The following is a 12760-nucleotide window of genomic DNA, read 5'->3' on the forward strand; positions in this document are numbered from 1 at the left end:
GGCCTCCGCATTGAGCGCCACGAGCGCCACGCCAAGCGTCCAGTGGACTCGGCGGAATTGTCGAAAACAAATACAAAGCAAGCGCATGACAGTGGTTCTCAAACTGGTTTGAGAACGCGTTCATCCATCGCATGAAACGGCGCAATGACATACGCAAGATCAGGTTCTATCGCTCGGCACACGCGTAGCGACCCCGCACCCGCATAGCTCACCCAAATAAGGATAAAGCCCCTGAGACTCAGGCTGAGAGCCATCCCGGTTGTCCACAGAAGGGCGCCTCTGTGGATAGCGGGGTCATAATGATGTCATCGGCAAATTTGTACAGTGGCGCTGACACTTTCGCCATGTGTGCGCGTGCTGATTAGGGGGCTAGTCAGGCGCCGCACTTTACCCAACATCCACAGGAACCGGGGCGCTCACTACAAATTGTTCCAGGCGTATCATTGGAGGACTGCCCATGATTTCCGACGCAAGCGAAGCCGCCATCGACCAGATCGTAGCGAGTTGCGATGGCGACATCCGCGGCGCACTCAAGGCCTTGCTGCTGGTAAACGAGAAGCTCGAGGCAGAATTGGCGCAGTTCTACGCGGCGGTCGGCCTCGACGGCATGGCCCGCGGCAGCAACGCTCTACACTAAGCTAGCGCCCTATTCTGGTTTCTTTTCGTCCGGTACCCCCTGCGGGAGGTTCCGGTACGAACCGGGCAACTGGGAATGTTCGAACGTGCCTGCTTGGCATCGTCGTTCGATCTGTACGGTCCGGTTCCGAACCAGATATCTCTGCCAACTTGGTCGTTGATGACGGGATTGTTGGCATTTGCCAGCGGTCCGCGGCGCGACGTTCCCGCCTGAAGCGCGAAACATCAAATATCGCGGCCTTCGACCTTTTCGGTGAGGGTCTTGACCAGCTCCGGCACCTTCTCGAGGTGCGGATTGACGGCCAGTGCCTTGCGGAACGCGTCCAGCGCGCGTTTCTCGTCGCCGACGTCTTGCATGATCATGCCAAGACCCGCCAGCGCGCCGAAATGCCGGGGCTCGCGGATCAGCACCTGGCGGATGTCCTCCAGCGAACGGGTGTAATCGTTCTTCAGGTAATGCAGCGTCGCGCGCCGGTTCCATGCCTCGGTATAGTCAGGGCGCAGCTTGACGACGGCATCGAGCAGCTTCAGCGCGACGTCGATCTGCTTGGCGTCCATCGCAGCCTTGGCACGTGTCATCAACAGCGCGGCCGTATCGCTCGGGGTCTGCATCCACAGCGCCCAGATCCGCGCCTCGACATGCTTGGCGCTGGCCTCATCAGGAGCGGCCTTCAAGGCGCCGAACAGGAAATCCAGCCCGCGGCCCCGGTCGGCACCGACGTTCGGAAGCTTGCTTGGCGCTTCCGGCAATTTCTTCTCGGCTTTCGGCGGAGGAATGACCCGGGGATCGTTCTGGGCGAACGCAGCCGCCGGCATGGCCGTGATGACCGCGGCAAAGATCGCGATCCGGCAGTTACGGGCGCTCGGGAATCTCACAAGCATGAGCCAAGTCTAGACGCGCAAAACCGCGCCGCAAAGCAGCACTTCGTCAAAGACCTGTGAAGGGAGGCGAAATCAGCCGGCTTGGCGGGCTTAGCCTTGGTGATTAACCTTGGCGGGCCTTGAAGCGGCGCTGCACCTTGTTGATCACGTAAACCCGGCCCTTGCGGCGGACCAGACGGTTGTTGCGGTGGCGCCCGCGCAGCGATTTCAAGGAGTTACGGACTTTCATGGGACAATCCTGATGCTTTGAAAGGCCGTGCTGGAGGCCCGAACCTGAGCTACCCGAAAGTGGCAAAATGGGATTAACCCCGAAGAGCGGCTGGCCGCCCGGGATGGGGCGGTTTCTAAGCAGCACGGCACCGAATGTCAATGCGGAAGGGCCGTTTCGGGCCTCTTGCGCTGCCGCCCCCCCGGAATAGCGGTATTCCCGGCGATGCGCAGCATCGAAACCGCGAGATTCCGGGTCTGGTCCTTCGGACCATCCCGGAATGACGCTGTGGAGTTACCTGACCTGATTTACTGGCAAAACAGGTCGCGCGGAAACTCTACCAGGGCCTCGCCGGTCGCGACCTTTTCGCCCGTCTGGTTCTTCACCACCACATCGATCAGCACCCAGCGGGATTTTTCGGTCACCTGCTTGGCCTTGATGATTCCCGAAGGCTGAATGGTGTCGCCGGGACGGACCGGCTTGACCCATCGCGTCTCCAGCCGGCGGTGGATCGCACCCGCAGGGTATGCCCAGTCAGTGATCATGCGCGAGATCAGCCCGAAATTGTTCATGCCGTGCATGATGATGCCGCCGAAATTGGTCTTGCCGAAATTGCCCTTCATGTACTCGTCGTCGAGATGCAGCGGGTTGTAGTCGAGCGAGGCATCGCAAAACAGGCGGATCGATTCGCGGCTGACCGCGAATGCGGGCCCATCGATGGCGTCGCCAGCCTTGAGCTTTTCGAACGTCGTGGTCATCGCGCCCTCCCGCTCACATCGGCCGAATCGTCCAGCCGCGGCCGGAACAGATTACGTCACCCTTCTGGTTGAAGAAGACGTTGTCGTGCACCACGAACAGTCTTTCGCGCTTGATGAACTTGTCGAGCGCGCGGGCCTGCAGCGTGATGACATCGCCCGGGCGTGCCGGAACATGATAGCTCCAGGACTGCCCGGCATTGACGGTGCCCGGCGAGCGCATCCAGTCGTCGGCGGGCGTGCAGGAGAACATCAGGAGGATGTGGATCGAGGGCGGCGCGATCAGCCCGCCATAGCGCGTGGTCCTGGCATAGGCCTCGTCGAAATAGATCGGATGGGTTTCGCCGACCGACTTGCAATACAGCTCGATCGCGTCCTTGGTCAGCGTGTAGGGAATGGTCTTGCGCGGCTCGCCCGGAACAATCTCGTCCCAGACCTTTCTCAAATTGGCGTCTTTCCAGAAATCGGTCTCGAAAGCTTGCGCTTCGGCCATGCCGCACTCCCGTTATTTTCCGCCTTTTGGTTCTGCCGCCTTGCGGAATTCGTTATATAGTATAATCAATTTTTTAGACCCAAAAATCAAGCTGCCGGGGAGCCCCATGCCCAAGCTCAAATTGCCCGATATCGAAAACGTCGTCGCGATCGACATCCACACCCATGCGGAAGAGCCCTGCGGCCTGCACGCCGACGACGGCTATGACGATTTCCAGGAGCGCATGGCGGAGTATTTCAAATCGCCGCACAAGCATCCGCCGACCGTGCCGGAGACCGCCGCGTGCTATCGCTCGAAGAACATTGCGGCCGTGATCTTCCCAGTCGATGCCGAGCGCGAGACCGGTTTTCGCCGCTACAACAATTACGAGATGCTGGAAGTGGCGTCGGATCATCTCGACGTCCTGATCCCGTTCGTCTCGATCGATCCGCACAAGGGCAAGTTAGGGGTGCGCGAAGCGCGCAAGCTGATTGAGGAATACGGCGTCCGCGGCTTCAAATTCCACCCGACCATGCAGGGCTTCTACGCTAACGACCGCATGGCGTATCCGCTCTATGAGGCGATCAACGAAGGCGGCGCGATTGCGCTGTTTCACACCGGACAGACCGGCGTCGGCAGTGGCATGCCCGGCGGCATGGGCATGCGGCTGAAATATTCCAATCCGATGTACATGGACGACGTCGCGGCTGATTTCCCTGATCTGAAGATCATCCTCGCGCATCCCTCCTTCCCCTGGCAGGAAGAAGCGCTGTCGGTCGCGACCCACAAGCCGAACGTCTACATCGACCTCTCCGGCTGGTCGCCGAAATATTTCCCGCCGATTCTCGTCCGCTACATCAACTCGATCCTGCAGGACAAAATGCTGTTCGGCTCGGACTGGCCGGTGATCACGCCGGACCGCTGGCTGGCCGATTTCGCCAAGCTCGACATCCGCGAGGAAATCCGGCCGAAGGTTTTGAAGGCCAACGCACGGAAGATTTTGGGTATCTAGCGGAAGATTTTGGGCATCTAAAGGAGTATCATCGGCGGCAAAGCTTGCGAGGTGTCCATGACCATCAAAGCCGTCGTCTTCGACGCCTATGGCACGCTCTACGATATCCAGTCGGTGGCCGATGTCACCGAGGATGCGTTCCCGGGCTATGGCGAAATCATCACCCAGGTCTGGCGGATCAAGCAGCTCGAATATACTTGGCTGCGTTCGCTGATGCGGCGCTACCGGGATTTCGCCGAAGTGACGCGCGACGCGCTGGCTTACACGCTGGCCAGTCTAGGGCTGGAATATGATGAGGCTACCTTCGCGCGCATCATCGACAAATATCTGCATCTCGATCTCTATCCGGACGCACTCGCTTCATTGTCGGCGATGAAGGATCGCAAGCTCGCGATCCTGTCGAACGGCAGCCCTGATATGCTCAATACGCTGGTGAAGAACAGCGGCCTCGACCAGGTGCTCGATGCGGTCATCAGCGTCGATGCCAAGAAGACCTTCAAGCCCGCGCCGGAGGCCTATGCGCTGATCGAGGAGGTGCTGAACGTCCCGCCCGCAGAAGTGCTGTTCATCTCCTCCAATCCATGGGACGCCTGTGGCGCCAAGGCGGTCGGGCTGAACGTCGCCTGGATCGAGCGGGTGACGCCGGAAGCGATGGCCCTTGCGTGCCTCGAAAGCGAGACGCTGCCGCCCTTGACGATGTTCAAGATATTGCGCACCCAGATGGATACGCTTGGCGTCGTGCCCGATCATCGTATCCATGGCCTCGCCGAGCTCCCTGCCCTGGTGTCTGCCCAAAGGTCCTGAAATGAGTCTGGAATCCGTTCGCGCCTTCTTCGCCGAGAAGGCGCCCGATATTGCCGTGATCGAATCCGAGATGAGCTCCGCCACAGTCGCGCTGGCTGCCGAGGCTTATGGCGTCGAGCCGGCGCGGATCGCCAAGACGCTGTCCTTGCGCGTCGGTGATCGCGTGGTGCTGATCGTGGCGGCCGGCACCTCGCGGATGGACAACAAGAAGGTGAAGGCGCTGTTCGGCGGCAAGCCGAAGATGCTTGGGCTTGAGGAAGTCGCCGAAATCACCGGGCACGAAGTTGGCGGCGTCTGCCCGTTCGGACTGAAGACGCCGCTGCCGGTCTATTGCGATGTGTCGCTGAAGGCGTTCGACATCGTGGTGCCGGCCGCGGGCTCGACCCACAGCGCGGTGAAAATCACGCCGGCGCGCATGGCCGCATTAACCGGGGCTGAGTGGGTCGATGTCTGCGAACTCAGGCCCGAGCGCGAAGCTGTGGCCTAATAGTCTTCCTCATAGTAGGGCGGGGGCTGCACCGGCCGCGGCCGTACCAGCGGCTGACCCGGCTGCGGGGCGCGGGCACGTGGCGCGTTTTGTTGCAGCCCGCGGGGCGCCGGGCGCGCGTCGGCCTGCGATTCGAATACCGCACGGCAATTGGGAGAGAGCTGCGGGGTGTTGTAGCGCAAGCAGGCCACGATGCGGCTGACATCCGGGATTTGGTCACCACATAGCCGCCACACATCAGGCGTGCAGGCCATCTGCTGTTCCCAGGTTCCGCGATATTCCTGCGACGATGCGGGAGCGATCACGCCGGTTCCGCCGATTGCAATGGCAAGGCCGAGGACAATCCGCTGCGTTTGCATGGATGAAGTCCCTTTGTTCGATTTCGAATTGACGCGGGAACCCCGCGCGGCGATGGGCATCAAGCCTGACGGGTGAATGCGGCCACGCGACGTTGGTGCGAACAAAAAAATGTGAAGCAGGTTCCCTACTCGACCTTGCCGATCTTCTTCACCGCGGCGACCAGCCGCGCGCTGTCTTCCGCAACGAATTTTGCGAATTCCGGCGCGTCGAGATAGGCGACGGGGCTGCCGGCGGCCTCAAAGGTCTTGACGACCTCGGGCGCCTTCACGGCTTCCGCCATCGCTTGGCGCAGCCGCGTCATGATCGGCGCCGACAGCGCGCTCTGCGCGAACAGTCCAGCCCAAATGTAGAACTCGACATCCTTGTAGCCGAGCTCCTTGAAGGTCGGCAGATCGGGAAAACTCTTGATGCGCTCGGCGCCCCAATTGGCGAGCACGCGCATCTTGCCGTCCTCGACCTGCTGCTTCAGCGTGCCCGGCGCCGATGCCACCGCTTGAATGGTGCCGCCGAGCAGGGCGGTCAACGCAGGGCCGGCGCCTCGGAACGGCACGTGCAGCAATTTGATGCCGGCGCTCGCGGCAAACATTTCCATCGCCACATGCAGCGTGCCGTACGGACCGGACGAGCCGTAAGGAATTTGTCCAGGACGCTTCTTCGCATCGTCGACGAAATCCTGCAGCGTCTTCCACGGCGCGGACGCCGGCACTGCGAACAATGTCGGATCGGCGAGCACGCGCGCGATCGGCGCGAACTGCGACACTTCATAGGCCACGGGGCGATCGAACAGCCGGTCGGCTTCGGGCAGCACCGCGAGCGACGACAGCGTCATCAGGAGCGTGTGCCCGTCCGGCTCGGCGCGCGCGGCCGCCGCATTGCCGACCGATCCGCCACCACCACCCGCGCGGTTTTCAACGATCACGGGCTTGCCGAGGATCCGCTCCAGCGCTTGGCCAATCGGCCGCGCCGCGAGATCGGCCTGGCCGCCCGGCGGGAATGGCACGATCATGGTGATGTTGCGCGAGGGGTATGGGCTTTGCGCTGACGCGACGGTGGTGAGCGCGGTGGACGCCAGCGGCAGCACGGCAGCGGCCTTGAGAAGTTCGCGGCGGTTCATGGCGAGTGCCTCCCAGTGATTTTGTTTTGATTATCAGGTGAGCCTAGCCTGAAGCCGACAGCAACGCGATAGCCGTACCTCTCCACCCTCCCCTGGAGAGCCCTCCAGGGGAGGGTGAAGACAAAGCCCGCTTAGCTGGTCTTCCGCCTCTTCGTTTTCGCAAAATGCTTGGCCAAAAACTCCGCCAGCACCTCGACGCGGGCGGGGCGTGGGCCGCCGGGTGGGGTGACGAGATGCACGGCGCCTTCGGGTTGATGCCAGCCCTTGAGGATCACCTCGACCTTGCCGGAGGCGATGGCGTCGCCGACGATGAAGTCCGGCAGGTCGGCGATACCGAGGCCGGCGATCACGGAAGGTAGCACCGCCTCGCCATTATTGACGCGGAGCTGGCCTGCGGGGCGCACGCTCGCCTGCTCGCCTGACGCGTTGGTGTAGTGCCAGACGCCCGCCGTCGAGAGATAGGCGTAGCCGAAGCATTTATGCTCAGCGAGGTGCATCGGATGCGTCGGCCGGCCGTAGCGCTTTAAGTACGACGGCGCCGCCACCGTGTAGCGCGGCATGCTGCACAGCCGACGTGCGATCAGCGAGGAATCCGGCAGCCGCGCGATGCGCAGGCCGGCGTCAAAACCTTCGCCGATCAGGTCGACCGTCGCGTCACTCAAATGAAGGTCGATCGAGACTTCCGGATAGGCGGCGAGAAATTCCGGCAGGATCGGCGCCACCGCCTTCACGCCGAAAGTCATGGGCGCCGCGAGCCGCACCAGCCCGCGCGGCGCCATCGATTGCGACAACGCTTCGTTCTCGGCGTCCTCGCCATCGGCGAGCAAGCGCGCGGCGCGCTCAGCGAGCCTCTGCCCGGCATCGGTCAACGCGAGCCGCCGCGAGGTGCGGTTGAACAGCCGCGCGCCGAGCCGCTGCTCCAGCCGGCTGACCGCCTTGGAGACGGTGGCCTTGGATAGCGCCAGTTCAGTCGCAGCCGAGGCAAACGACCGCAACTCCACCACTTTCGCGAAAATCGCCAGGGCCTCGAAATCCGGGAGTTTCGACACGGGCCGCCTCCTACGGTTCGCTTTTGGAAACAATGAGTTTCAATAGTTTCTATTTCTATATCACGGTCGAGCACATATCCCAGGGCCATCGGAATGCAAGCAATGGAGAAATCCAATGACCAAGAAGCTGTCAGGCAAGGTAGCCCTCGTCACCGGCGGTTCGCGCGGCATCGGAGCGGCAAGTGCCCGCGCACTTGCCGAAGCAGGCGCCAGCGTCGCGATCAGCTATGTCGCTTCCCCCGACAAGGCCGAAGCCGTTGTCACTGAGCTGAAGGCCAAGGGCGTCAACGCCCGCGCCTACAAGGCCGACCAGGCCTCCTCCGCCGACGTCGACCAGCTCGTGAAGAACGTCGCCAAGGATTTCGGCCGGCTTGACATCCTCGTCAACAATGCAGGCGTCGCTGTCGGTGGCCCGATTGATGACGCCGATACGGACACCGCAGCGCTGGCCCGCCAGGACGCCATCAACGTGCATGGCGTGATCACAGCGATCCGCGCGGCGGCGAAGCTGATGGGCGAAGGTGGCCGCATCGTCACCATCGGCTCCGGTATCGCCACCCGCGCCTCGTTCCCGGGCCTTGCCGACTACGCCGCCACCAAGGCTGCGGTCGTCGGCTACTCCAAGGGTGCAGCGCGCGACCTCGGACCGCGCGGCATCACCGTGAACGTGCTGCAACCGGGATCAATCAACACCGACATGAACCCGGACGACGACCGCGAATTTGCCGACGCCCAGCGCAAGCAACATGCGCTGCAACGCTTCGGCACAGCTGAAGAAATCGCTGCCGGCGTGCTGTTCCTCGCGAGCCCCGAAGCCTCCTTCGTGACCGGCACAGTGCTCAACGTCGACGGCGGCTTCGGCGCCTAACGCAAATCCAGCGAGGTCGAGCGCATGCCGCCCGGCCTCCTCATTCAAAACTTTTCAACGAAGGAATATCCCAATGATCGAACTCAGACCTTTTGCAAAACTCGGCAGCGCCGATCACGGCTGGCTGAAGGCGAAGCACCACTTCTCCTTCGGCAGCCACTACGATCCGAACAATATGGGCCACGGCGCATTGCGCGTGTGGAACGATGACGAGATCGCGCCGAACACCGGCTTTCCCGCGCATCCCCATGCCAACATGGAAATCATCACCTATGTCCGCGAAGGCGCGATCACGCACCAGGACTCGCTCGGCAACAAGGGCCGCACTGAAGCCGGCGACGTGCAGGTGATGAGCGCGGGAAGCGGCATCCGTCACTCCGAATACAATCTGGAGCCTTCGAAGACGAAGATCTTCCAGATCTGGATCGAGCCGACGACGACGGGCGGCCAGCCGACCTGGGGTGCAAAACCGTTCCCGAAGGCGGATCGCTCCGGCAAGCTCGTCACCATCGCGAGCGGCATCGAAGGCGACAGGGATGCGCTGCCGATCCGCGCCGATGCGCGGGTGCTCGCCACCACGCTGAAGGCAGGCGAGAGCGCGGAATACGAACCGCGCAAGGCGCGTCACCTTTATCTGGTGCCCGCTGCCGGCAGCGTCGAGGTCAATGGCGTGCGCGTCAATGCCCGCGACGGCGCCGCGATCCGCGACGAGGCGAAGCTGACGATCACAGCGCTGGAAGATAGCGAACTGGTGCTGGTCGACGCGGCGTAGCCACACTCACCGATCGTCATGCCCGGGCAAAAGCGCGAAGCGCGTCTTCGTGCAAGGTGACCCGGGCATCCATCAACTTCGGAAGACTCTTTCCGAAGAATGATGGATTGCCGGGCCAAGCCCGGCAATGACGGCCTCCAAGAACAATCGACATACCCGAACTCAACAGGAAAACCATCATGGCCAAAGTACTCGTGCTCTATTATTCCGCCTACGGTCACATCGAAGCGATGGCAAATGCCGTCGCCGAAGGCGCGCGCAAGGCAGGCGCCATCGTCGACATCAAGCGCGTGCCGGAACTGGTGCCGGAAGCCGTCGCCAAGGCCTCGCACTACAAGCTCGACCAGGCCGCGCCGATCGCGAAAGTCGAAGACCTCGCCAATTACGATGCGATCATCATCGGCACCGGCACGCGCTTCGGCCGCATGGCCTCGCAGATGGCGAACTTCCTCGATCAGGCCGGCGGCCTCTGGGCCAAGGGCGCGCTGCATGGCAAGGTTGGCGGTGCCTTCACCTCAACTGCGACCCAGCATGGCGGGCAGGAAACCACGCTGTTCTCGATCATCACCAACCTCCTGCATTTTGGCATGACCGTCGTCGGCCTGAACTACGGCTTCGCCGGCCAGATGAAACTCGACGAAGTCACCGGCGGCGCGCCCTACGGCGCTACCACGATCACCGGCGGCGACGGCAGCCGCCAGCCGAGCGAGAACGAACTCGCCGGCGCGCGCTATCAGGGCCGCGTGATCGCGGAGACCGCCAGCAAACTGCATGGGGGATAAGTAGATGCTACGTGGGGTGGGCAAAGGCGCACTTCCCGCCGTGCCCACCACCACACGATGGTTGTTGAGAGTGGTAGGCACGCCTGCGGCGTTGCCCACCCTGCGAAGCCGCGGTTCGTGGCTAATGCCGCAGCTGCGGCTTCACGATGGTCTGGCGCACCTCGGCGCCGCAGTCGGCGCATTCATAGGTGAAATCGATCTTCGCCATGCTCCAATGCGGCTCGACGTCGCGCACATACATTTCGAGCCCCACACAACTCGGACAGATGACGAAGCCCGGCTCGATATTGTGATTATGGATGTAGGCTGGCATGTCGGCTCTCCCCAAGAAGACCTAAAGAGCATTCACCCCTGCCCCGGCGCGGAGCATACGCCTGCCTCCCGCAGGCGATCATGAACTCTCGCGAACACAGGGAGAACGTCCCCACAATCCCAGCATGTGTGACAGATTTGCATCGCTACGGAACTGCAGCCGTAGCGCGTCAATTCTCTTCGTGTGACAACGGCTTACCCAGCAAGCTCGGAATACGTCTTATCCCATGTGCTGAAGACCTCCCGTCATCGCCGCGCTCCTAAAGGCTTCCCGTTGTCTCCGTCCCGAGATCGTAGCCAGGCGTCATGCTAGGGGTGGACGAAGCGGAGAACGCTGCTGCGGTTGCTCGCGTGAAACGGCCTGGCGTATCTGGCTTGAACCGCGGCGCTTGTCTGGCGCTATCTGGCCACCAATCCGCGCGCGCTCTACTATTGCTGAACGGAAGCCGATCGAGCGGCTTCGGCAGAAAATGGAAAAGATGAGCAGCCGTCCAGCTATTCTCGTCACCGGCGGTGCCGGCTATATCGGCTCGCACTGCTGCAGGGCATTGGATGCGGCGGGCTACCTGCCCATCACCTACGACAACCTTTCGACTGGCCACCGCAGCTTCGTCGCGGGTGAACTCGTCGTCGGCGACATCGCCGACAAGGTGACGCTGGCGCGGACCTTTGCCGAGCACGACATCGTCGCTGTCATGCACTTCGCCGCCTCGAGCCTGGTCGGCGAATCCGTCGCCGATCCGCAGAAATACTACGTCAACAACCTCGCTGGCACGCTGTCGCTGCTGGAGAGCATGCGCGCAGCCGGCTGCAATCGCCTGGTGTTTTCGTAGACCGGCGCGGTCTACGGCAATGCCGACAACAAGGCGCTGCCGGAAAACTACCCCTGCGCGCCGATCAATCCCTATGGCGCCTCGAAATGGATGATCGAGCGCGTATTGACCGATTATCGCGCAGCCTACGGCTTCGGCTCGTTCGCGTTGCGCTACTTCAACGCCGCGGGCGCCGATCCCGCCGGCGGCATTGGCGAGATGCGCGAGATCGAGACGCACCTGATCCCACGCGCCATGATGGCGCTGCAGGGACATGTGCCTGACTTCGCGGTGTTCGGCGATGACTACGACACGCCAGACGGAACGGCGATCCGCGATTACATTCACGTCGCCGACCTCGCAACAGCCCATGTGCTGGCGCTCAAGATGCTGCTGGACGGTCATGCCGGCGGCGCCTTCAATCTCGGCACCGGCAATGGCTTCTCGGTGCGCGAAATTCTCGCGGCGATCGCAGCCGAGACCGGGCGCGAAGTGCCGCATGCGATCAAACCGCGTCGCGCCGGCGATCCGACCTATCTGGTCGCCGATCCCTCCGCTGCGCGCAAGACGCTCAACTTCCACCCGGTGCATTCGGATCTGGCGACCATCATCCGTACCGCCTGGGCGTGGCACAGGAAGGCTCATCCGCTGAAGGCGGGTGTGCCTGATCGGGACTAATTCTGACGGCCTTGATGCGGAAGCACCCCCACCCCAGCCCTCCCCCGCAAGCGGGAGAGGGAGTCCAAGGTACGGCGCAAGCGATCAGCGGCCTTACAGCGGCTTGATCTGCACTTTGCGAAACTTGATCACGCCGGAACCATATTGCAGGGCGAACGGCCCGCTGGCGTGTTTTGAATCCTGAACGTCGACAGTTTTCTGGCCGTTAAACACGACGACGAGGTGCGGCCCCTTGGCGGTGATCTCGTAGGTATTCCACTTGCCGCCCGCCTTCGGCATCGGGTCGACCTTGGCTAGGTCGACGATCGCGCCGGTACCGTAGGTCGGATCGGGCCGTTTGTCGAAGATGTTGACCTCGTAGCAGATCTTGGCGTCGATCTTACCGGACTGGTCGCAGCGAATGAAAATTCCGCTGTTGGCGTCATCGTCGGCCCAGAACTCGACCTTCATCTCGAAATCCTTGTAGGATTCCTTGCTGACGAGATACGAGGGGTCCTTACCTTCCGTGATCTTGTCCGCCACCAGGGCGCCGTCCTTCATCGCCCAATTGGCTTTGCCGACCTCGGTCCAGTCGCCCATCTTGGTGCCGTCGAGAAGCGTCACCCAACCACCGCTCTGACCCGACGCAACGCTGGAAAATTGCACGGCTGCTGCACCCAGCAACAGGCCGGCCGCAAGTATCGTCAAACGCTTCATGAATGTAACCCTCCCGTGGCTGCTTTTTGGTTGGCGGCAACCTAGCATCACAACGAACGGC

At 62.2% G+C, this 12760-nt stretch carries 16 protein-coding genes and 1 pseudogene; 8 read left to right on the forward strand and 9 right to left on the reverse strand.

Going from position 1 to position 12760, the window contains the following annotated elements; all coding sequences use genetic code 11:
• Positions 1-457: 457 nt before the first annotated feature.
• Positions 458-637 carry a hypothetical protein gene (locus tag J6524_RS34685; RefSeq protein ID WP_225678404.1) on the forward strand — a complete coding sequence of 60 codons (180 nt, stop codon included), beginning with the start codon at positions 458-460 and terminating at the stop codon, positions 635-637.
• Positions 638-861: 224 nt separating this feature from the next.
• On the opposite strand, the gene J6524_RS34690 is transcribed toward J6524_RS34685, so the two are convergent.
• The 4 genes from J6524_RS34690 to J6524_RS34705 form a co-directional block, all read right to left on the reverse strand.
• Positions 862-1452, reverse strand: coding sequence for a tetratricopeptide repeat protein (locus tag J6524_RS34690; RefSeq protein ID WP_376712116.1), 591 nt, complete (start codon positions 1450-1452; stop codon positions 862-864).
• Positions 1453-1621: 169 nt separating this feature from the next.
• Positions 1622-1747, reverse strand: a complete 126-nt coding sequence (gene ykgO, locus J6524_RS34695; RefSeq protein ID WP_002718645.1) for a type B 50S ribosomal protein L36 — start codon at positions 1745-1747, stop codon at positions 1622-1624.
• A 287-nt stretch (positions 1748-2034) separates the two neighbouring features.
• Entirely contained in the window at positions 2035-2484 is a 450-nt protein-coding gene (locus J6524_RS34700; protein ID WP_225678406.1) for a MaoC family dehydratase, read from the reverse strand.
• 13 nt (positions 2485-2497) lie between these two features.
• Positions 2498-2974 (reverse strand): MaoC family dehydratase, encoded by a 477-nt coding sequence (locus J6524_RS34705; protein WP_225678407.1) that lies wholly within the window; start codon positions 2972-2974, stop codon positions 2498-2500.
• Positions 2975-3080: 106 nt separating this feature from the next.
• Between J6524_RS34705 and J6524_RS34710 the strand changes: the two genes are divergently transcribed.
• From J6524_RS34710 to J6524_RS34720, 3 genes are read left to right on the forward strand one after another with little or no spacing between them, the layout of a single operon-like run.
• Entirely contained in the window at positions 3081-3965 is an 885-nt protein-coding gene (locus tag J6524_RS34710; protein WP_225678408.1) for an amidohydrolase family protein, read from the forward strand.
• Between the two features lie 57 nt (positions 3966-4022).
• The gene (locus tag J6524_RS34715; RefSeq protein ID WP_225678409.1) at positions 4023-4769 is read left to right on the forward strand and encodes a haloacid dehalogenase type II; all 747 of its coding nucleotides are present in this window, start codon (positions 4023-4025) and stop codon (positions 4767-4769) included.
• Between the two features lies 1 nt (position 4770).
• Positions 4771-5256, forward strand: a complete 486-nt coding sequence (locus J6524_RS34720; protein WP_225678410.1) for a YbaK/EbsC family protein — start codon at positions 4771-4773, stop codon at positions 5254-5256.
• Here the strand turns inward: J6524_RS34720 and J6524_RS34725 are convergent.
• The 3 genes from J6524_RS34725 to J6524_RS34735 all read right to left on the reverse strand — a co-directional run bounded on the left by J6524_RS34725 (position 5253) and on the right by J6524_RS34735 (position 7779).
• The gene (locus tag J6524_RS34725; protein ID WP_225678411.1) at positions 5253-5615 is read right to left on the reverse strand and encodes a hypothetical protein; all 363 of its coding nucleotides are present in this window, start codon (positions 5613-5615) and stop codon (positions 5253-5255) included. The genes J6524_RS34720 and J6524_RS34725 overlap by 4 nt on opposite strands.
• Positions 5616-5740: 125 nt before the next feature.
• Positions 5741-6730, reverse strand: coding sequence for a Bug family tripartite tricarboxylate transporter substrate binding protein (locus tag J6524_RS34730; RefSeq protein WP_225678412.1), 990 nt, complete (start codon positions 6728-6730; stop codon positions 5741-5743).
• Positions 6731-6861: 131 nt separating this feature from the next.
• On the reverse strand, positions 6862-7779 hold the full coding sequence (locus J6524_RS34735; RefSeq protein WP_225678413.1) for a LysR family transcriptional regulator: 918 nt from the start codon (positions 7777-7779) through the stop codon (positions 6862-6864).
• Between the two features lie 115 nt (positions 7780-7894).
• On the opposite strand from J6524_RS34735, the gene J6524_RS34740 reads away from it, so the two are divergent.
• The 3 genes from J6524_RS34740 to wrbA all read left to right on the forward strand — a co-directional run bounded on the left by J6524_RS34740 (position 7895) and on the right by wrbA (position 10201).
• Positions 7895-8647, forward strand: coding sequence for an SDR family NAD(P)-dependent oxidoreductase (locus J6524_RS34740; RefSeq protein ID WP_225678414.1), 753 nt, complete (start codon positions 7895-7897; stop codon positions 8645-8647).
• 73 nt (positions 8648-8720) lie between these two features.
• Positions 8721-9419: a pirin family protein gene (locus J6524_RS34745; RefSeq protein WP_225678415.1), complete on the forward strand. Its 699-nt coding sequence runs from the start codon at positions 8721-8723 to the stop codon at positions 9417-9419.
• A gap of 179 nt (positions 9420-9598) precedes the next feature.
• Entirely contained in the window at positions 9599-10201 is a 603-nt protein-coding gene (gene wrbA, locus J6524_RS34750; RefSeq protein WP_225678416.1) for an NAD(P)H:quinone oxidoreductase, read from the forward strand.
• Positions 10202-10322: 121 nt separating this feature from the next.
• Here the strand turns inward: wrbA and J6524_RS34755 are convergent, their stop codons facing one another.
• Entirely contained in the window at positions 10323-10514 is a 192-nt protein-coding gene (locus tag J6524_RS34755) for a hypothetical protein (protein WP_225678417.1), read from the reverse strand.
• A gap of 478 nt (positions 10515-10992) precedes the next feature.
• Here J6524_RS34755 and galE point away from each other — a divergent pair.
• A pseudogene (gene galE, locus J6524_RS34760) lies at positions 10993-12003 on the forward strand (UDP-glucose 4-epimerase GalE).
• Between the two features lie 93 nt (positions 12004-12096).
• Here galE and J6524_RS34765 read toward each other — a convergent pair.
• Positions 12097-12699: a 3-keto-disaccharide hydrolase gene (locus J6524_RS34765; RefSeq protein WP_225678418.1), complete on the reverse strand. Its 603-nt coding sequence runs from the start codon at positions 12697-12699 to the stop codon at positions 12097-12099.
• Positions 12700-12760: the final 61 nt, after the last annotated feature.

It is taken from the genome of Bradyrhizobium hereditatis (genome assembly GCF_020329435.1).
In the GTDB taxonomy this organism is placed as follows: domain Bacteria; phylum Pseudomonadota; class Alphaproteobacteria; order Rhizobiales; family Xanthobacteraceae; genus Bradyrhizobium; species Bradyrhizobium hereditatis.

Bases quoted from the DNA above. Each gene is read 5' to 3' on its own strand.
- J6524_RS34685 (WP_225678404.1), top strand. From the start codon at position 458: ATGATTTCCGACGCAAGCGAAGCCGCCATCGACCAGATCGTAGCGAGT.
- J6524_RS34690 (WP_376712116.1), bottom strand. From the start codon at position 1,452: ATGCCGGCGGCTGCGTTCGCCCAGAACGATCCCCGGGTCATTCCTCCG.
- ykgO (WP_002718645.1), bottom strand. From the start codon at position 1,747: ATGAAAGTCCGTAACTCCTTGAAATCGCTGCGCGGGCGCCACCGCAAC.
- J6524_RS34700 (WP_225678406.1), bottom strand. From the start codon at position 2,484: ATGACCACGACGTTCGAAAAGCTCAAGGCTGGCGACGCCATCGATGGG.
- J6524_RS34705 (WP_225678407.1), bottom strand. From the start codon at position 2,974: ATGGCCGAAGCGCAAGCTTTCGAGACCGATTTCTGGAAAGACGCCAAT.
- J6524_RS34710 (WP_225678408.1), top strand. From the start codon at position 3,081: ATGCCCAAGCTCAAATTGCCCGATATCGAAAACGTCGTCGCGATCGAC.
- J6524_RS34715 (WP_225678409.1), top strand. From the start codon at position 4,023: ATGACCATCAAAGCCGTCGTCTTCGACGCCTATGGCACGCTCTACGAT.
- J6524_RS34720 (WP_225678410.1), top strand. From the start codon at position 4,771: ATGAGTCTGGAATCCGTTCGCGCCTTCTTCGCCGAGAAGGCGCCCGAT.
- J6524_RS34725 (WP_225678411.1), bottom strand. From the start codon at position 5,615: ATGCAAACGCAGCGGATTGTCCTCGGCCTTGCCATTGCAATCGGCGGA.
- J6524_RS34730 (WP_225678412.1), bottom strand. From the start codon at position 6,730: ATGAACCGCCGCGAACTTCTCAAGGCCGCTGCCGTGCTGCCGCTGGCG.
- J6524_RS34740 (WP_225678414.1), top strand. From the start codon at position 7,895: ATGACCAAGAAGCTGTCAGGCAAGGTAGCCCTCGTCACCGGCGGTTCG.
- J6524_RS34745 (WP_225678415.1), top strand. From the start codon at position 8,721: ATGATCGAACTCAGACCTTTTGCAAAACTCGGCAGCGCCGATCACGGC.
- wrbA (WP_225678416.1), top strand. From the start codon at position 9,599: ATGGCCAAAGTACTCGTGCTCTATTATTCCGCCTACGGTCACATCGAA.
- J6524_RS34755 (WP_225678417.1), bottom strand. From the start codon at position 10,514: ATGCCAGCCTACATCCATAATCACAATATCGAGCCGGGCTTCGTCATC.
- J6524_RS34765 (WP_225678418.1), bottom strand. From the start codon at position 12,699: ATGAAGCGTTTGACGATACTTGCGGCCGGCCTGTTGCTGGGTGCAGCA.